The organism is Guptibacillus spartinae, assembly GCF_028610625.1.
Classification (GTDB): domain Bacteria; phylum Bacillota; class Bacilli; order Bacillales; family Guptibacillaceae; genus Guptibacillus; species Guptibacillus spartinae.
The window spans coordinates 126,721-145,757 of record NZ_JAQQWU010000010.1 but is presented as its reverse complement, the minus strand read 5'-3'; the positions used below and the strand labels follow the sequence as shown (position 1 = coordinate 145,757).

Sequence of the window (19,037 nt, the reverse complement as noted above, 5' to 3'; positions counted from 1 at the left end):
ATTAAATAAGGCAATATAATTTCAGCTGTTCCACTTATCAAACCATAAATAGATAGAGAAACTACAATAGTTGCCAAAATTATTCTAATTATTTTCACCAGCACTTCCCCCGCAATAATGAAATTAGATCCTTTACTAAAGTCCCCTTTAATACAGTTCACTCTGAGATTACAGTACATTGATATTTGTTATGATTGTTTCCAACCACTGGTTTGTATCCTTAAAACAGAAGCCATTATTCCGATGAGGCAAAAGGTAATTTCTACTGGAAAGATGAAGAATAGTATAAGATCTGGAGTTATTCCAAGGTACGGTAGAATTGTACATACCGGAACTGCAATGGTCAGGGTTAATAAGATAATCAAATCTAGTTTTTTGGTATTCAAACGTAAATCCTCCTAAAGCAATACAATACATTAATTAGCTACTAATCTTAGTTAACACTCTTAGATCCAATTATTTCAAAACAGTGCTAATAAATCCATCTTTTTTACATAAATAGAAGCCTATCTTATTACAGATAAGCTCCGATTTAATTGAATACTTTAATTCAAGATAAATCTAATTAATTTAATTTTTATTAACTAAACACTAAGCTACAATCTTATTCAATATTATCGTTTTTCCACTCTTCTTCTAAAATTCCGTAAGAATATTCATCCCACCAACCATCCCCATGCGGAATGCATTTTTTAAAATAGCCTTCTCTCCTCATACCGATCTTTTCCATAACACGATAGGAAGGAACGTTTTCTGGCTGGCATGTAGCTACAATTCTATGTAACTCCAACACTTCAAAGCCATATTTTAATAATGCAAGGGCAGCCTCCGAAGCATATCCTTTATTATAATACTCCGGATTGAATGCCCATCCTATCTCATAAGAATGTTCACCAAAATATTTAAAAAACTCAATATGCCCTATTAGTATTTTCTTGTCAATAAGGATCACAGGAAATTTCTTAGCTGAGGCTCCCATGTTTTCTCTTATAAACTTCTTTGTTTCTTCTTGTGTTAATACACCTTCCGGCATATATTCCATAACAGTTTCTTGAGAAGTATATTTATATACCTCTTTCCAATCTTCTTTTTCAAAATCACGTATAATTAATCTTTCTGTTCTTAGGTTCATATGTCTCTCCTACAAAATATTATATATATTAAGCGCTTACTAAACGTTAAGTATAAGTTCTCCTATTAAAGCACTAAAGGGCACAAGACTCTAAATAAGAATTGTGCCCTTCCCTATTAGCAATATCACTTTTTAGCTATGATTAAAAACCTTTTTGAATTTGTACGAATTCCATCAGCAGTTCGATTGTTGTCTATGAAGCTTTTTAAAATTTCATAATCCCTCTCTTCTTCACCAAACTGAGGAATTATAGGTGTGTGGGTAAGAAGAAATAATAGATCTTCCGGTCTCTTATAATAATCTGTGGCGTCATAATCAAAGGATCGGACTTCAGAGAAACCAGCATCTTTAAGCTCTCGCGTATATTGATCTTTCAATATTCCATCTGAAAGTTCATAAGCTTGCCCTCTTCCAAAAGCTTTTTTTATATTCCATTTATCTGCTTCACTGACTTGTTGCGTTAAGAAAACTCCATCCTTTTTTAAAACCCTCGCTACTTCTTGTGAATGGAAGGGAGCGTGGCAGCTTGAGATAACATTGAAAAACCCATCAGGAAATAATAAGTTTTCAGATGACATTTGGACAAAACGCACATTAGACGCCTTTGAATTTAATAAATTCCTTTGCGCGGCTTCCGCCATACTTGTAGAAAGGTCGATCCCTATAAGGAAAAGCAGAGAAGAGGCAATTTCCAGAACATTTTCTCCACCACCTGTGCCTATATCTAAAAGGATGTCCGTGTCATTAACTTTTTTTAATACTTCTTCATAGAACTCCCACTTAGCTCCTTCTGATGTAAGCTGTAAGTTACTAAAATCCCACCCATTTATCTTTCCAACTTTATCGTAAAATTCTTCATAATTTAAATCTGTCATTGGATTTCCACCTTTCAAATGTAAAAACCAAGACACTATTTAGCATCTTGGTTGCGCTAAATAAATGACTACCGATTATATTCAAAGCCTTCGTTTTCTTAAAAAGGGCACACTTCTCCCTTGATGGCTGCTACGCGTTTTTTTACAGCCCGAAAACTAATTACTTCGAACAATTCGGAAAGACATTCCATTCACCCCATTTGAAAGAATACTATAATTATAGTTGAAGTCTTATTATTTGTAAAAATAAACCTTAATAGGAAAAAGATGATTTATATAATTCTTCAACTTTCGCTCCGATTTACTTGAAGACTTGACTTCAAGATATCTCAATAAGTTTATTACCTTGAACCTTGCCCTAATTCATTAAACTTTGATTGGCACGGATATTCGCCTTTTGGCCTTCACTATCCCGTTTTTTACAATGTAACATTCTACATAATGGTTACCTTTAAAAGATGTTGGTTCAGAGTGGGTCTTCCCACCCTCGAAGATTTGTCCCCTAATACTATCTTTTTCCTTGGCAACTTCTCCTTCGTTTTTCACCTTCCAAAAGACTTTATAGGGATCAGGAACATCTGTATGGGCAATGAAGAATTGTAAATAGTAGCCTGGTAATAAAAGTTCTCTTCTTCTTAAAATCGAACTAAGCAACCCTATCCTTTTCCCTCTGTGGGTCACTACACAATCAATTTCCAAACGGTAGTTTTTTAGGGATTTCCCGAAATAATGAGTGATAAATTCCTCTGTTTCACGATAGTCTAGACTCTCTTGTAATGAAGTGGAAGACATATGGGCTTTTTTCAATACACCAACTTCACTTAAGGATTCTTTTTGCTCTGTCCAATATGAATGATTAAAAAAACCCTCCCATGCTTCAATGGCTTTTACATTTGTACAATCCGGTTCAAATAGCACTTCTAGTTTTGATAATTGATGAGAAAGGCGATTATACAAATTCGTCATCTTATCATTATCACTGCTAACGAGATTTAAGCTCTTTGAAGAATCTGTAGGGTTTTTGACCTCTTTGTTCCATAGTAGTCGATTCTTAATTTCTTTAACGGTATAATAGAATCGCTCATCTATTCTCTCATACGCCTGGATTTTTTCTTCTGCCAGGACACTTAAAATCAAACCTCCAGGCATATTTTTCCATATACCCAATCTTGATTTACTAAACATCTTGAGCAAGCGAATAATCTCACGCAACCTATAATTGTGGTTTTTGTTTTGCTCATTGAACCACTTGGTAATGGACCGGGGGTTTCTCTCTCTCCACTCTAGTCCACCACAATGTTCATAAGTATATTCATCCTCCCCCTCTTTTTTAAAGCGTCGATAAATTGCAAAATCAATGTGGTAACCATCCGCATATTCAATACGAACACAATTGGTCTTTGCTTCTGGCTGAACATTAAATTGCGTTGTTTTCTTTTTTAATGCCTCCACAAGGAAGTTCTTTGTAGCGATAGGTCCTGATGGGATTGCGTCCTTTTCAAAGATAATTGCTACATCAATATCATAATCATTGCTTTCGTTTTGCGTTACAGTGTACATAGCGACGCTTCCTTGTACGACAGGTTCTTCTGCCAATTTGTAATCTTTTCCTTTTTCTTCGTTATATTCAATCAGACCTTCTTTCAGCCTTCGCACATTCAAGTTTTTCTTTTCAACTAAGTTAGACCGATCATCATTAGATAAAACGACATGGTTTCTATAGAATGTGTTAAATTTAGAGCTTAAATCGTACATAGTTTCCTCTCCTTTCAGGTTAATTATATTTGTTTAACTATTTTCTTGTTGCATTTGCATTATTTTTAATGGACTTCATTCCTTTAAATCCTCTCTATTTCTCTTCAGCTTGTACAAATGCTTCCTCATTTTGCAAACAGATTTGCATATTAATGTTTTCTGAATCACTAGTTCCGTGAATCTTTAATCCCCACGGATATTTAATAGTACGCTCTCGATTAAAATTATAAATTCTTACTTCAGGGTCATTTCTTGTAAGAGTTCCTCCAAAGCTATGTACGAGGGAGGTTTGGGCTGAAATAAAGATATGAATAGTTTTAACCTCGCGATGTTCACTTTTTATGTCATCCATTAACGATCGAAATTTAGCTGTATAGTCTGCTACTTGGTCCTTACATACAATTGCATGTCGCCTACATTTTTTTAATTTCAAATGATACATGGTCTTACCATACACTTTAAGTCCTTTTAATTGTTCAGGATAAATTTCTTCTGTTAGTGAAACACAAATCGATATATCGGATTCCTGATAAGCATCCCCCTCCCAACTCTTATGAAGTAATAATGGAGGATACTCGTCAACCGATTGAGGTAATGAAACCCACTTTCGAGTATTTTCGTTCCATTCTGAGAATATAATATCTCGTTTATCTGACAGCTGGTATCCAAGTAAGAAAACAAATGGAATGTGTGCAATACCTTCATAATGCAAAGTCGGTTCATCCCACCGTTCAAGAATATAATTGACATCTTTGATAACATCTTTTTGCTTTAATAAAGACCTCTTGATCCATTCGATTTCGCTTTCAAAATCCTTTTTCCGTTGATCTAGAACTACATAAGATACACGCTTCGGATTTTTAGAAATTTCGTTTTTTTCACTCGAGTTAATCGAATATTGTTTTATGATTGCCTTCGTTTTTTCAGTAGCATTTTGTTCAATTCTTACCATGTGTTTGTTGGCTAGGTACACACCCCACACTATTAAACATAGCCCCACTAACGTAGCAATTAAGACCTGGCTCTGATCAAGCCAAGTAACATTTGCTGAAGTTCTTGCCAATAAGCTGATTATGAAAGGTAGCCATGGAAAACCTATCAGTGCTGCACCAGTTGTAATAGCTATTATTGGCAGTTTCACCCTTGCTCTATTAATAAGGAACATTCGAAGATAAGGTAAGGCCCTATACTTAAAAAAACGTTTGAACTGAGTCAATAAACTCCCTCCCTTGCAGAATTTTTAATTTGTACATTTTTTTTTTATTTCTTATCCACTCTTGAGAAATTATCGACTTCAATAAAGAGTTAACTGAATCCATTGGAGAGTAATTTTCTAGGTAATTATTTAAGGAACTTTACTGATATAGATTTGTCCCTACTAGCTACTACCCAGTTCTTCTGCATATAATATATACTCAATCCATTGGAGTACGAATTAGTTAAACGAAAAGTTTCAATTTTAGTGTTATTATCTCGAATTCAAGTCTTCCACAAACCTGCCCTTTAAAGTAATTACAATTTTCATTTACACACCCTGATTTTACCATAAGGAGGATCTGCTAAAGAAAAAAATGACATCAGAAATGGCAACGCAACCGGCTTAGTTTTGACAACCTCCTATATTCGTACACTAATCGTTGTCCTATAAAAATATCGTGTCATTTGTACTCTCATTCGTTCATTCAATCTTCGAGAAACATTGATAGTAAAGCAAAATGCCCTGTGTCAATCCACAGGACATTTCGATTACTTCGCGGACTTCGATCGAATCGTTTTAACTCATCACTTGCTTTTTCACACGATAATATAGCCAAACGGCTTCACCAATAGGTTTTGCCTGCACCAGTTTAAGGGGAACCGCTTGTTGAATGGAGGCCAGGTTGTCGCCGTCAAAGATGGTTGGCGTCGTCCTTCCTCCAATCGCTAACGGTGCAAGCACAACGCTGATTTCATCCACAACACCTGCTCTTAAAAAAGCGCCATTGATCGTTCCGCCTCCACTTATGCCTAGGCGTCTAAAGCCAAGGTCATAAAGCTGTTCAAGAGCACAGTTGATATCAATTTTCTCTCCATCCCCTGCTTGAATGTATGTAATTCCCTTCGACTCTAACTGCTCAATATAGGTCTGGCTCACATTCATTCTCGTAACAACGATTAGTCCATCTGTTTGCGCCCAATCCATTCGCCCTCTCCCATCAAAAACAATATACGCTTTCGATTTCTGTGGCGTCGTAATCGGATTTTCAAGATCAACCCAATCGGAGCTCCAAACGATTAAGCTTTCACTTCCTGATACAAGTGCATCGCAATTTAATTCGTCGTATAGTTTATGAGCTTCATCATTCGCCTTACCATCCACACCGTATGATGTCCATTCCATCACATTATGTCCTGGCGCAGTCGTCATTCTTCCATCCATTGAAGCAAATACATTAATGACCACTTCAGGTCTTTTCCTCAGCATCATCATCTCCTTAGGTTTGATAACTTCATTATAAATTTTCCAGGAAATGAATGTCAGTGTTTTCTTTTAAAAATGTTTCAAACGACAATTAACCTGCTTGTCTCAATTCCGCCTGCTCTTTTCTCGCATCTAATTCGGGTGAGATCATGAAGAAGATCAGGGTGCCAATTAATCCAATACTCGTAATTACGATTGCCATCAGCATTGAAGAAAAAATTGCCCCGAGAGAAACCGTTACGGAGGCAACGAGCATGGAGAGGTTGAACTTTAATCCGCCAAACGCCATGTAAGAACTCCTGGCATCATCCGGTGGGATAGCTGCCATATACGATTGTTCGACAGGTACGCGAAATACTTCTCCAATTGTGAGCACCGCCATCATTAGAAAAAGAAGCGTTAAGCTATTGGAATAAGCGAGGACACCATATCCGACCGTAAAGAAAAGGCAGCTCCAAACGAGGACAGATTTATCTTTTAATGAATGGGGAATTCTCGTAACAAATAGCATAAGAATAACAACCATAATTGTATTCTCACTTCTTAAGAAACCCATTGTTTGAACGCCATCGAACTCCCACAGAAGAAATTGCTGAGTAGGCATTTCTTCACTTAGGCGAATCCCTATGTAATTCGTAAGTTGAAATTCCATTGAAAGTATCAGAACACCGGCGATCGTGAAAAGGACAAACAGCCGATCCTGAAACACTCGTTTATAAGTAGATAATAATTGCATGACATGTTGAGCTGGCTTTAGCTCTTCCACTATCGGCTTGTGACTTTCATCAATGAAGAAAGCGACTAAGAAGGCTGTGACTGCCGCTGCTAGACTAAGAGAAAGGAAAAGTTCAAATAAGTAATCTTTAAATAAGAACGCACCAAGTATTCCCCCTACGGCGATTGAAAGGTTATTCGCCCAATATGAAATGGAATACATCAGCTTCCGCTGCGGCGGGGTGCTGACATCGATCAGCATCGCCTGGTTCGCTGGACCCGCCAGTCCCCAACAGATGCTATTCACAGTCATCATTGCAAATGTAATCGCTGCTGATTCGAACCATGGTGAATTGCAGATCATCATCGTTAGAAACGCAAGAAAACGTAACGTTTCCGCAAACAGCATCACTTTCTTTCGACCAAACTGGTCTGCAAAATAACCGCCAAGAAAATTAATGCCGGTCCCGATAAACACATTTACTAACAGCAGGAGCCCCGCTACCTTTGCTCCAAAGTGAACCGCTAAGTAAATAGACATAAACGGAAAGATCATACTTCCAATAAAGCGACTGATAAAGTTTTCAATTAGACGAATTTTGATGTTTTTGTGAAAATCTCTGAATCTCATTTTCTGTCTCTCCTATTCCAATAAGTGAAGATATTTCCATATACATTACCTTAATCTATCCGTTCATACAATACTAAATTGGAAGATCTTTCATTTGAACACACTTAAGGTCAATAACACACAATAAAAAACGAGCCTTTAGAGGTAACCTCCTAGACTCGTTTAATTAGCATATCTTCAAATTTCTGCTATCCAATCAGCTTTTTGGCTTTTTCAATAGACTTTTTATAGGTTGTCCCAATGTCACTATTCCTAACATACCGCATCCACCTAAGACTAACCAGGCGATTGTTTCTTTGAAAGAGTTTGCTTGAAATAGACCGATCACTAATCCAAGTAAGACAATAACGAACAACGTATATTTCATCTTCAAATCCACCTCACCTTTCTTAATTCATGTACGAATTACCATAGAATAAAGTTTCAAGTAATTGGAATCATTCCCATACGCTTCGTTTCCAACTAACAGAAAAAGTGATGGCGTTACCCATACTTCTTCTGATGCTCCTTCTTCTTCTCCAAGTAAGCTTCATCCGTCCGTACGATCTTCCACTTCTCCTCAAAAATCCTTGCTGATTCCGCTTTTTCCTCATCGATATCCCGTTCATTCACATCGCCGTCGTTATCATACTTTTTACCACCTTTGTAATTCGCATAGCGGCGAGCTCTCGTGTAACCCATCTGAATGAATTTTCGGGCCATATCCATCCCTACGAAATCATCGTTTTCCTGATACTCGCGAAACAGTTGATAAATTTTCTCTGAGGATTCCTTGGCGATCTCAGGTGTTTTAAAACGCCAGTGTGGAAGGATTTCACTTTTATAAGGTTCCACCATCAGAACACCCTGCTCCCCGCGACCAACGCGGTATTTCTCAGGCTGTTCCCGAAAGTTAATGTTATCAAAATCAAGATCATAGTCAAAAGCCATCGATCCCACTCCTTTATTGGAGGGTATTCCCAGAACATTGCTTACTATAAACAATGCAAGCTCAATTCACGCTATCCTTGCATCTTCTCAGATAGTGATGAACCTTTTCTCGGAACTCATACGCCTCATCCATTTTCACGTAGATACTCTCAATGTTTTTCTTAAATGCAAAAGCCTGGTTCATTTCCACTGGTCGTTTTAGTTCTATTACAAACGGAACCTGTTCACGTTCAAGTCCATGAAGCGCAAGCTCAACACTCGCTCGATGCTGCTTCACTTCTTCAGGAGATTTCTTGTTTTCCGTTATCTCCTTCACCGCACTCCACTCGATAAACCCGTATTGCCGAATGCCCTTTTGAAAATGGATGCCTTTTTCACTAAGAATGACAGGGGACAAACGAATCGCCTGGTAATCCGAAATAATGAAGAGTAAAGCATAGACATCAAATATTGTTACGATCCAAGCGGCAACATGACTGTACTGTGCCACCATCACATGTACGGCAATCACTTCAATCACCATGGCATGGACAAGCATGTAAAATACGCCGAGGTAACCTCCGTCTTTATGGAATGTGAACGAATGAACGTGCTCCTCATTTCCTTGTCTTTTCTTTCTCCAGCTAAAGAAAGAATAATAAATGGCCGCAAGATCCGTAGCTAACAATCGAAGAAAAAAACCGAACTTATTTAGTCGTGAGTTTTGAAAAGCAAAGGTTTGTTGGATCGCTCTTGAAAAGCTTAGAAGAAAATGATGATGCACCCTCTTCTCCATTTGATAGTTTTTCATTAGTAAGGGGATCCTTTTAAGAATGACAAGAAAAAGAACGAGTTCAAAAGCGATCACACCTATTTCAAGAACAACGGCAATAGCTTTGAAATAGGGAAGGTGAGCATCCGCATGAGAGGGAATCATCCAATTGGCAAGCAAGACGCCACAAAAGATCAATCCACATAAGAAAATCCATGAAACTCTTTTTCGAACCCCAAAGAAATAAAGTAAAAACGGTAAAATGATGCCAAGGTCAAGGGCCGTTCCAATTCCCACTCGATCATCAATCGGCCCAACCACTTGCGTTTGCATGACAAGGTAATTCGGCACAATGATAATGAACAGAAAGAATCCAATCCGTTTCCACGCGATGTCCTGTAACGGTAAAGAAAGTGTCATGTAATCCCCTCCCGTCTGATTACTTTCTATTATAATGAAAATTTTTCAAAAACCGCAGTCTCTTTACACTTGTTGGAAAAAATACAAATCTAACACATTCAAACGTTCCTTCAAGTGCATTTCAGGGTAAAGAATAGTCGACAATGATGACAGACGAAAGGAGGATCCCATGATCTATTTCGGTTACGCTATTTACTTACTTATAGGCATTCTAAAATTTTGGCTATTTAGCTTCTATACACATACAGCTTTTCCATGGGAGTTTCTCCTTATGAATCTGGCCGGCATGCTGCTTTTATCAAGCTGGACACTTCTGATTCAATGGAAGAAACGTCGCTGGATATGGCTGACGCTCCTGTTTTTACATAGTCTTCTTTTAATATCCGATCTCTGGTACTACCGCTATTTTGAAGATATGCTTTCTGTTTCTCTTCTTTCTCAAATGCTGCAGATGAGTGATGTTGGCGGAGGTTTTATGGCCCTGATTCGTTTTGAGGACTTTTTTCTTTTCGCTGATGTGGTGATCTTCCTTTTGATTCTTATTTTCACAAGGAACAAAACATTTGATGTAACAAAGAAAAAACGAAGAATGACAGCAGGGTTAACATTCCTTATCGGGGTTGTTCTGTTTGCAACGCCATTAACTTACAGCGCAATGAAAGATGACCAGCTCGTGACGCACTCCATTTCAGATATGCGTGATTATTACCAGCTTGGCTTTTGGGGCTATCACGGCGTTGATCTTTGGCGAGGCGTGGTAAGAGCCATAGATGGTGACGAGGAGTTAACCGCGACACAACAAAAGAAGCTCGAGAAAAATACTTCTGAAAACACTGAAGGTGCTCCTAAGAAACCAAATATCCTTTTAATTCAATTAGAGTCGTTTCAAGGGTCACTCATAGGACAGAAAATCAATGGGAAAGAGCTTACCCCAAATTTAAATCAGCTTAAAGAAGAAACGCTGTACTTCTCTTCGTTCTATCATCAAACCCATGAAGGAAGAACGTCGGATGCTGAATTTATCACAAATACGTCTCTCTATCCCTTGAAATCTGGCTCCGTATATACACGGTTTCCAGAAAATGAGTTCGGGTCATTACCGCAGTTACTAAAAGAGAATGGTTATGACACAGCGGCCATGCATGCGTATGACAAAGGCTTCTGGAATCGTGATATAGTGTACGAAAATATTGGATTCAATCACTTCTTTAGCAACAAAGACTATCCAGACAAGAAAAAAATCGGAATGGCATTAAACGATAAAAACTTTCTTACGACATCAATCGAACATATGGAAACCTTAAATGAACCTTACTTTTCGTTCATGGTCGCTTTAACGAGTCATACGCCTTATGAAATACCGAAAGATGAACGAGAACTTGATTTATCAGGTTACGATGATCCGATGTTAAAACGATATTATCAAACTGTTTATTATGTGGATCAGGCTGTTGGATTAATGATTGACGAGTTAAAACAGAAAGGAATGTGGGAAGACTCCCTTATCATTTTCTACGGTGACCATGATAGCGGCCTAACCAACGAAGGAAGTGAAATGAGAAAAGAAGCAAATGTAGAAAGTGCTGTAGATGCGTTTGAACTTGATCGTCAAGTACCCCTTTTTATTAAGCAACCGAATGACAGTAGTGGTCAGGTGGTGAAAGAAAACGGTGGGCAAATCGACATCGCTCCGACGATCCTAGACATAGTCAATATGGATATGCCGTATATGATGGGAAGCTCTCTTCTTGATGACGAACCCAATTTAACCGCATTTCGAGATGGATCTTTTCGTTATAAAGATTATTATTACGAAGCTGATTTAACCGAGGAAGCTGGAAACGGCACGTGCTATAACGTTTCTAGTGAAGAGAAAGTAGCTTTTGAAAAATGTGAAGACCAAATAGAAAAGGTAGCGGAGCAACTTCGCCTTTCGGATGCGATTATTGAAAAAAATGGGCTGAAGGAGTGAACGAATAGGAATGAAAGAATGAGCGGTTCAGACAATTAAAAGTCTGGATCGTTTTTTTTAGCGGTGTAAAGACCTTAGTACCTTTGACACTCCTTTTCAAAGAGAGTCGTATCGTTTGTGTGAAGTTCATAGAAACCCGTCGAATCCGTCATATTTTCCGGTCCTTTTACCTATTTAATGAAAAGGGAAGTTAGTGAAAAGGTTCCTTGTTTAATTAACTGAATTTTCTTATAGTTTAAAGGTGACAAGACACATTATAAATAGGAGGGTTTTATGAAAAAGTGCTTCGTCTCCCTTTTGGTGTTTCTGTTCCTGCTTGCTCCCCCTTTTGCTCAAGACGCACAGGCCGGTATCATAGGGAAAGGTGATGCAACGGGTACACCCGGGGAATGGTACATTGGCGATGTACCCACGTCCGTTAAGCCTGGCTCCCTTCCACTCGTATTTGTCCATGGATTAAACAGCTCTTCGAAAACCTGGATTGATCAAAACGACATGGATGAACTTACATACAGCAAGAACTACCAAACGGCTTACATTGATCTATACCCTACAAAAAACATGTGGGATAACGGACAGCTGCTTGCTAGCAAACTGAAAGAAATGAACGCTTATTTTGGAAAGAAAGTCATACTTGTGACGCACAGTAAAGGCGGTGTGGATGCCCAGGCGGCGATCGTTCACGCAAATGCCCAACAGTATGTTGATAAAGTGATTACCCTTTCCACACCACATAAAGGATCTCAGCTTGCCGATCTGGCACACAGCAGCTGGGCCGGGTGGTTAGCGGCCATTATTGGGAATCGAAATGACGCGACCTATTCACTTCAAACTGGCTACATGAGCTACTTCCGCTCCATTACCGATTCGAAACCGAACATTTCCTCCACGCCTTATTATACATTTGGGGGCACGAGCTGGGGTAGCTTTGGCGGCGCGCTCTACTGGGGTGGATTGTACTTGAGGCCGTATGGTCCCAATGACGGGGCGGTTACTGTAAACAGTTCCAGACTCCCTTATGGAAATGAGATTCGCGTTGGCAATTGGGATCATTCTTCCATTCGTACAGGAAGCGCTACGCTCAACTTATTCGAACCTTATTTAACTCAGTCAGTCCCTGCCTTTTCACCGCTCACTTCATTACAAGAAACGGAAACTGCCCAACCAGAAGAAGCCAGCGTTCTCATTAGAGGCGGCGAATTTAACGGGACAAAAGTAGAAAGGATACAAATCGAACCAAACACAAAAAGTATCGCCATTGATTGGATGAGTCAAAACAAAGATTCTGAGATAACGCTTCAAGGACCTGATCAAAAAACGTATAAGGTAACAAACACATCGCAAGATAACGGCATGTTTGAAGGTGCGTATCATCACCAAATGAAAGTGAACACACCGACGGCAGGTACATGGAAACTGAAGGTGAAACAGCCCAAGAAAGAAAGTTATCTCATGCAAGTGGCTTATGAAAGTGAGCTGAATGAGGAGCTTCAGATGGAAATGACCAATGCTAATGAAGTGCAACTTAAGATCGACCAAGCAAAAATTGATCAGAAATCCATCGAAGGATCGATCGTAATCCAATATAGTAAAAACGGAAAAACGAAGCAAAAGAAACTCTCCCAAGAAGAATTTAACTCACTGTCTTCCTTCCAAATCAAACATGCAGGTGAAGGCGTTTACCACATTATGCTTGATGTTAATGGTAAGACTAAGAATGGGGCAACGTTTGAGCGAACACTTCTTCACACGGTTTATGTGGATGCTGTCGGAAAAGTTTATCGGCCTTAAGCAAAGAAAGAACGCCGGACGAATCCGGCGTTCTTTCTTACGTATCCTCTACTCTTTATACCATTCAATCGCTTTGGCTTCAATTTCCTTAACAAGTGAATCCTTTCCTTCAATGTAAGCCTCCATCTCATACGGGAACCGCTCCGCTAACTCGGCTTTTTTCTCACCATAGCGAACGCGATCTTCATTATGCAGCATTAAGTAGTCCCGAAAGGCTACGTGCCGGTCAATATCCGGATGTCCTTTTCCATAGAGGTGCACATGATGCGAGCGCTGATCTCCACCTTTTCGGAAGAAGCGGCGTCCAGGTAGACCATTTTCCCCAAGCGCTTCATAGCCAAGTGCTTTCATCTCATCATTTTTTTGATCCACCAGATTGAGATCATTCACAACTGGCAGCAGATCGATAACCGGCTTAGCTTTTAATCCTTCAACCGCCGTACTTCCAATATGATGAATTTCAATCATATTTTCACCAAAAACGCGCTCGATCTTCCTTGCTTCTAATAGAAAAAGTTCACGCCAAATCTCTTTAAATTCCTGTACTTCCACTTTTCTCATAAGTTTCACACCCCTCACGATGTCATGCACTCCGAAGTCTAAATCGCGCCGCCCATAGGCCACTAACGCCAAACATCCCGCTTGTTGGATCCATCTGGTTCATCTCGATCACTTCAACTGGCTCGAATTCTTGTTGGAACATGGTAAGCAACTTCTCCTTAGTGAACCCAAGACCACCTTGAAGACTCCTCTTTTGATAGACTTCTAGATCGGAAAGCGTAGAACCTCCTAATGGGCCATTCTCAATAAAACACGTTAACGCAAATTCCCCTCCTGGTTTTAACGCTTGTTTCACAAGCGCAATATAGCTCATCCTTCGATGCGGCGCGATGTGATGGAAGCAACCCGAGTCATAAATAAAATCATATGTATGTGGAGTGAGCGAAAGTTCAAATAGATTTTCTTCCATGAAATTTACGTGCACTTGCCTCTTATCTGCTTCTTCCCTCGCCCAATTAATTGCCTCACTAGACGCATCGATCGCATCGACCCTGCACCCCTTTTGTGCAAAATAAATCGCATTGCGTCCATTCCCACAGCCAAGCTCAAGCACTTTTTGGGGTGTGAAAGACTTACTTTGAAAGTACCTAACAAGATTTTCATCTGGTAGTTGGACGAAAAACGGAACCTTTCGCTCTCGATCAGAATAGAACGCATTCCAGTTGATAGGGTTCTCTTCTTCTAGCAGTAGATCGAGTAGTTGCAACAAATCCTCTTCATTTCGGATTACTTTCTCCATTGGATCCACCATTCCTCTCATTAAGAGCTCTCTTGCGGAAGCTTTATTGGCTAAAGTTAAGATTTATTAGCCAAAATGCAGTTTTATTGGCTAAATTTGAGATATATTGGCCAAAACCAATTTTTATTAGCTAACGAGAATCATTCTAACCAATTATACCATTATGTGGAATAATCCATCTCTCGAACTTGATAAAAATTCATAAACAAGACGTTTGTCACGAGAAAAGGATGAGCGTATAATTTGGTAATTGATTGAGGGGAAAACCACTCAACTAAGTAAAAATGACAAAATGACTAACGATTATTAGAGATGACGAGAGGAGTCCTATCGTGACCACCAAACCTTACAATAAAGTGTTCATTGCAGCGCTTCTACTAGCTGGAGCGTTTATTACTATTTTAAACCAGACACTTATGATAACGGCCATTCCACCGATTATGGAGGAAATGAACATTACCGCGAACACAGCTCAGTGGCTGACAACCGTCTTTATGCTTGTGAACGGCATTATGATACCGATTAGTGCTTTTCTTCTAGAACGATTTACAACGAGACAACTTTTTATTTCTGCGATGAGTATTTTCTCAGTCGGAACGGTCATTGGCGGGTTTGCACCGAATTTCGGCGTGTTGCTTATTGGACGAGTCGTTCAATCAGCTGGTGCTGGGGTGATGATGCCCCTCATGCAAACTGTTTTTCTCATGATCTTTCCTGTAAATAAACGCGGTACCGCGATGGGTTACATTGGGCTAGTGATGTCATTCGCACCGGCCATTGGTCCCGCGCTATCCGGTTGGATTACAGCGAACTATTCATGGCGCGTTTTATTTTGGGCGATGCTTCCGCTTGCGATTGTCATTATAACTGTTGCCCGCTTCACGATGAAAAATGTGACAGAGCTTACGTTTCCAAAAGTCGATCCGATCTCGATTATTCTTTCATCGATTGGATTTGGCGGTTTGCTTTATGCGTTTACGAGCGCAGGAAATCTCGGATGGGGCAATATGAGAACGATACTTGTGCTAATTGTTGGTGTTGTCACGCTAACAGCATTCATTTTAAGACAGCTACGTCTTTCTCAGCCTATGCTTGAGTTTCGCGTATTTAAAGATAAAATCTTCACCATTGCCACCATTATTGGAATGCTCATGTTTCTTGGATTAATCGGTTCAGAAACGTTAATTCCACTTTACATGCAAAACATGAGAGACTTTACCGCGTTTGAATCTGGGCTTGTCCTACTACCTGGGGCCGTCATTACGGCGTTTATGTCCCCGATTACAGGACGAATTTTTGATAAAATCGGTGCGCGCATGCTTGCGATTGTTGGACTTACCATTTTAAGTGTGGCGACATTCGGTTTTTCATTTCTCGATACAACAACAACCATCACATTCTTAACGGTCATGTATGCCATTCGGATGTTTGGTTTATCTATGGTAATGATGCCGGTCACAACGGCTGGTCTCAATCAATTGCCGAAGCACCTCATTCCACATGGGGCTGCCATGAACAATACAATGCGTCAAATCGCGGCCTCGATTGGAACAGCTATACTTGTCACAGTTATGACAACAACAGCTCAATCGGCACAGCAACAGCCGACGATCTCACGACCAGATATTTATGGCGTCAACATCGCCTTTCTTGTCATTCTTGTTCTGTCGATTGTCGCTCTTGGACTTTCATTCTTTGTGAAGAAGAGTGCGCCTGAACAAGAATCCCATAAAACGAATGAAGCACCGATTCGAAACAATCGGCATCAGCCTAAGTCAGCTAATGCGTAAAACGAACCATTTCATACATCCGCTCAGTCTTTTGACTGAGCGGTTTTAATTTGCTATCCCAACCACATCCTACACTACCTATGTTCATCTCCTAAAGAAACGACTACACTAGAGGTAAAGCCCTTTGTTTCTTTTGAGGTGAAAACAATGCAAAAGTACCGCTTTAAATTAAGTACAATTATTATTATCTTTGTATGTACGGTAGTCACCATGTCGCTCTTAATAACGGATCTATTAATTACAAATACAACGAGTGAAACGATTGAAAATCAATTAGAGGATAAAGCGATTACCGTTTCTAGAACGATTGCTGAATCAAAAATTGTGAAAGATGGATTAACGGATGTACCTAATGAAGAGATAAGCATTCAAGAGTACACGACAAATATTCAACAAGCTTCTGATGTCCTATTTGTGGTTGTGATGGATATGGAAGGTATACGAAAATCACATCCTGATGTTCAAAAAATAGGGAAACATTTTGTAGGTGGCGATGAACAAAGGGCGCTTAATGGAGAAGAATATATATCTAGATCAACTGGCACGCTAGGTAAATCATTACGGGCATTCACACCGATTTATGATAATAATCAGAAACAGATTGGTGCTGTGGCGGTGGGGATTTCATTAGAAGCTGTCACATCATCCATCCAGCAGAGCCACAAGAAAATTCTTATCGGTTCAACGGTTGGCGTACTTATAGGCATTATTGGAGCATTTTTGTTAGCAGGATATATAAAAAACAGTCTCTTCGGGTTAGAACCATACGCGATTGCTCGTATACACGAAGAACGAAATACGATGTTACATTCTGTACATGAAGGGATTATCGCCATAGATAGTACCGGGACGATTATTCTCGTAAATAAGTCAGCTCGACGCATTTTCACACAGGCTAGTTTGAAGAAACCTGATCCTCTAGGGATGAAAATCAGCGATTTCCTGCCAGGCACAAGGTTAGAAGATGTGCTTATGTCACGAGAAGCAGAATTAGATCAAGAACAGTTGATTAATGGCGTCTCAATTATTACAAATCGTGTTCCTCTCATTGTAAATGGCCATGTGGTTGGGGCCATCGCCACCTTTAGAGATAAAACAGAAGTAAATCAATTAGCAGAGAAACTAACTGGTGTACAGATGTATGCAGATACATTGCGAGCGCAATCTCATGAATTTAAGAATCAATTGCAAGTTCTACTCGGTTTAATCAAAATGGAAGATTATGAAGAGGTTACTCACTTTATTAGCAAATTGGTTGATCATCAAGCAGACGAAATTGGTAGTGTAACAAAGTACATCAAAGATCCAATATTCGCAGGTTTTATCATTGGGAAAATGAGCTACGCACGAGAATCACACGTTACCATGACAATCGACTTTGAAACAGAGATTCCACAGGCTGGTCAGCCTGAAATCACCCATGAACTGATTACCATTCTGGGTAATATTATCGATAATGCAATCGATAGTGTTTCTACTAGTGAAAAGCAAGAAATCCGCATGATCTTCTCTTATATTGATGATTTATTAAGTATGACGATCATTGATACTGGAGAAGGGATTCCTGAAGACAAACTTGAAGACATTTTTTTGAAAGGACATACTTCGAAAGACGGCAAACATAGGGGATTTGGCTTATTCCTTACTAGACAAAGCATTGATAAATTAGATGGTTCAATCGACGTAGATTCTGTTTTAGGTGAAGGAACGACATTTACGATCATTGTTCCTTATGATCAGGGAGATGGTTCATTATGATTCAGGTTTTGATAGTAGAAGATGATCCAATGGTTGCACAATTGAACAAGAAGTACATTGAGCAAATAGATGGTTTTATGCCAGGCCACCTTGCCAAATCAGCAAAAGAAGCGTTATCAACATTAGCTTCCACAGACATTGACCTTGTTCTTCTAGATGTTTATATGCCAGGCGTGACTGGTATCGAATTTCTAAAAGTGGTGCGAGAACAAAATCAGGATGTGGATGTTATTTTAGTAACAGCTGCTTCTGAAATCAACCAAATTCAACAAGCATTAAGGCTTGGTGCCATTGATTATCTTATTAAGCCTTTTGAATTTGATCGTTTTAAAGAAGCGCTTTTAAACTATAAAAAGAATTACTACAAGCTCAACGATAAAGAACAGATGAACCAAAAAGAACTTGATCACGTGCTCAGGACTACATATCCTGTTCATCAAGAAGTCCATCCTCCTTCAGAAGATCGTTCTTTACCTAAAGGTTTATCAAGAAACACACTTAAAACGATCAATACGACCATTCTCTCACTTAAAGCTACTCCTTTTTCAACAGATGAGATTGCAACAACTACTAATATCTCAAGAGTGTCTGTTCGAAAATATTTAAAGTTTCTAAGTAGTATTGGGTATTTAAAAGAAACCTTAACTTATGGTGTGGGGCGTCCCATTTACCAATATTCGATAAATCCTGAAAAACAATCGATCATTCGCCATTACCTTTAAAAGCAACTTCACTAGTTGCTTTTTTTAATTACATA

General features: G+C 39.3%; 17 protein-coding genes. 5 read left to right on the top strand and 12 right to left on the bottom strand.

The genetic code is table 11. From position 1 onward, the window contains the following. Nucleotides 1-188: 188 nt before the first annotated feature. From PQ511_RS16980 to PQ511_RS16935, 10 genes are all read right to left on the bottom strand, one after another. Nucleotides 189-386 carry a hypothetical protein gene (locus PQ511_RS16980; protein WP_273853105.1) on the bottom strand — a complete coding sequence of 66 codons (198 nt, stop codon included), beginning with the start codon at nucleotides 384-386 and terminating at the stop codon, nucleotides 189-191. 218 nt (nucleotides 387-604) lie between these two features. Then, nucleotides 605-1,132, bottom strand: a complete 528-nt coding sequence (locus PQ511_RS16975; RefSeq protein ID WP_273853104.1) for a GNAT family N-acetyltransferase — start codon at nucleotides 1,130-1,132, stop codon at nucleotides 605-607. Nucleotides 1,133-1,257: 125 nt separating this feature from the next. Next, entirely contained in the window at nucleotides 1,258-2,007 is a 750-nt protein-coding gene (locus PQ511_RS16970) for a class I SAM-dependent methyltransferase (protein WP_273853103.1), read from the bottom strand. Nucleotides 2,008-2,373: 366 nt separating this feature from the next. After that, nucleotides 2,374-3,762, bottom strand: coding sequence for a nucleotide-binding domain-containing protein (locus PQ511_RS16965; protein ID WP_273853102.1), 1,389 nt, complete (start codon nucleotides 3,760-3,762; stop codon nucleotides 2,374-2,376). Between the two features lie 94 nt (nucleotides 3,763-3,856). After that, nucleotides 3,857-4,978: an SAVED domain-containing protein gene (locus PQ511_RS16960; RefSeq protein WP_273853101.1), complete on the bottom strand. Its 1,122-nt coding sequence runs from the start codon at nucleotides 4,976-4,978 to the stop codon at nucleotides 3,857-3,859. Between the two features lie 558 nt (nucleotides 4,979-5,536). Then, nucleotides 5,537-6,226, bottom strand: a complete 690-nt coding sequence (locus tag PQ511_RS16955) for a RibD family protein (protein WP_273853100.1) — start codon at nucleotides 6,224-6,226, stop codon at nucleotides 5,537-5,539. Nucleotides 6,227-6,314: 88 nt separating this feature from the next. Further along, complete coding sequence (locus tag PQ511_RS16950) at nucleotides 6,315-7,568, bottom strand: MDR family MFS transporter (RefSeq protein ID WP_273853099.1); 1,254 nt, start codon at nucleotides 7,566-7,568, stop codon at nucleotides 6,315-6,317. Between the two features lie 196 nt (nucleotides 7,569-7,764). After that, nucleotides 7,765-7,935, bottom strand: a complete 171-nt coding sequence (locus PQ511_RS16945; RefSeq protein ID WP_273853098.1) for a hypothetical protein — start codon at nucleotides 7,933-7,935, stop codon at nucleotides 7,765-7,767. Between the two features lie 116 nt (nucleotides 7,936-8,051). Continuing rightward, nucleotides 8,052-8,498, bottom strand: a complete 447-nt coding sequence (locus PQ511_RS16940) for a DUF4385 domain-containing protein (RefSeq protein WP_273853096.1) — start codon at nucleotides 8,496-8,498, stop codon at nucleotides 8,052-8,054. Between the two features lie 61 nt (nucleotides 8,499-8,559). Beyond that, nucleotides 8,560-9,669, bottom strand: coding sequence for a hypothetical protein (locus tag PQ511_RS16935; RefSeq protein ID WP_273853095.1), 1,110 nt, complete (start codon nucleotides 9,667-9,669; stop codon nucleotides 8,560-8,562). 169 nt (nucleotides 9,670-9,838) lie between these two features. Here PQ511_RS16935 and PQ511_RS16930 point away from each other — a divergent pair, with 169 nt between their 5' ends. Together PQ511_RS16930 and PQ511_RS16925 are read left to right on the top strand one after the other, a co-directional pair. Then, nucleotides 9,839-11,641: an LTA synthase family protein gene (locus PQ511_RS16930; protein ID WP_273853094.1), complete on the top strand. Its 1,803-nt coding sequence runs from the start codon at nucleotides 9,839-9,841 to the stop codon at nucleotides 11,639-11,641. A gap of 273 nt (nucleotides 11,642-11,914) precedes the next feature. Next, a complete protein-coding gene (locus PQ511_RS16925; RefSeq protein WP_273853092.1) occupies nucleotides 11,915-13,432 on the top strand; it encodes an esterase/lipase family protein in 1,518 nt (505 codons plus the stop codon). A gap of 48 nt (nucleotides 13,433-13,480) precedes the next feature. On the opposite strand, the gene PQ511_RS16920 is transcribed toward PQ511_RS16925, so the two are convergent. Both PQ511_RS16920 and PQ511_RS16915 read right to left on the bottom strand, forming a co-directional pair. Then, complete coding sequence (locus tag PQ511_RS16920; RefSeq protein WP_273853090.1) at nucleotides 13,481-13,993, bottom strand: GrpB family protein; 513 nt, start codon at nucleotides 13,991-13,993, stop codon at nucleotides 13,481-13,483. A 22-nt stretch (nucleotides 13,994-14,015) separates the two neighbouring features. Next, on the bottom strand, nucleotides 14,016-14,732 hold the full coding sequence (locus PQ511_RS16915) for a class I SAM-dependent methyltransferase (RefSeq protein ID WP_273853089.1): 717 nt from the start codon (nucleotides 14,730-14,732) through the stop codon (nucleotides 14,016-14,018). A gap of 332 nt (nucleotides 14,733-15,064) precedes the next feature. On the opposite strand from PQ511_RS16915, the gene PQ511_RS16910 reads away from it, so the two are divergent. The 3 genes from PQ511_RS16910 (at nucleotide 15,065) to PQ511_RS16900 (ending at nucleotide 19,002) form a co-directional block, all read left to right on the top strand. After that, on the top strand, nucleotides 15,065-16,522 hold the full coding sequence (locus PQ511_RS16910; protein ID WP_273853088.1) for an MDR family MFS transporter: 1,458 nt from the start codon (nucleotides 15,065-15,067) through the stop codon (nucleotides 16,520-16,522). 147 nt (nucleotides 16,523-16,669) lie between these two features. Next, the gene (gene dcuS, locus PQ511_RS16905) at nucleotides 16,670-18,280 is read left to right on the top strand and encodes a DcuS/MalK family sensor histidine kinase (RefSeq protein WP_273853087.1); all 1,611 of its coding nucleotides are present in this window, start codon (nucleotides 16,670-16,672) and stop codon (nucleotides 18,278-18,280) included. After that, nucleotides 18,277-19,002 (top strand): response regulator, encoded by a 726-nt coding sequence (locus tag PQ511_RS16900; RefSeq protein ID WP_273853086.1) that lies wholly within the window; start codon nucleotides 18,277-18,279, stop codon nucleotides 19,000-19,002. The genes dcuS and PQ511_RS16900 overlap by 4 nt, the downstream gene beginning before the upstream one ends. Nucleotides 19,003-19,037: the final 35 nt, after the last annotated feature.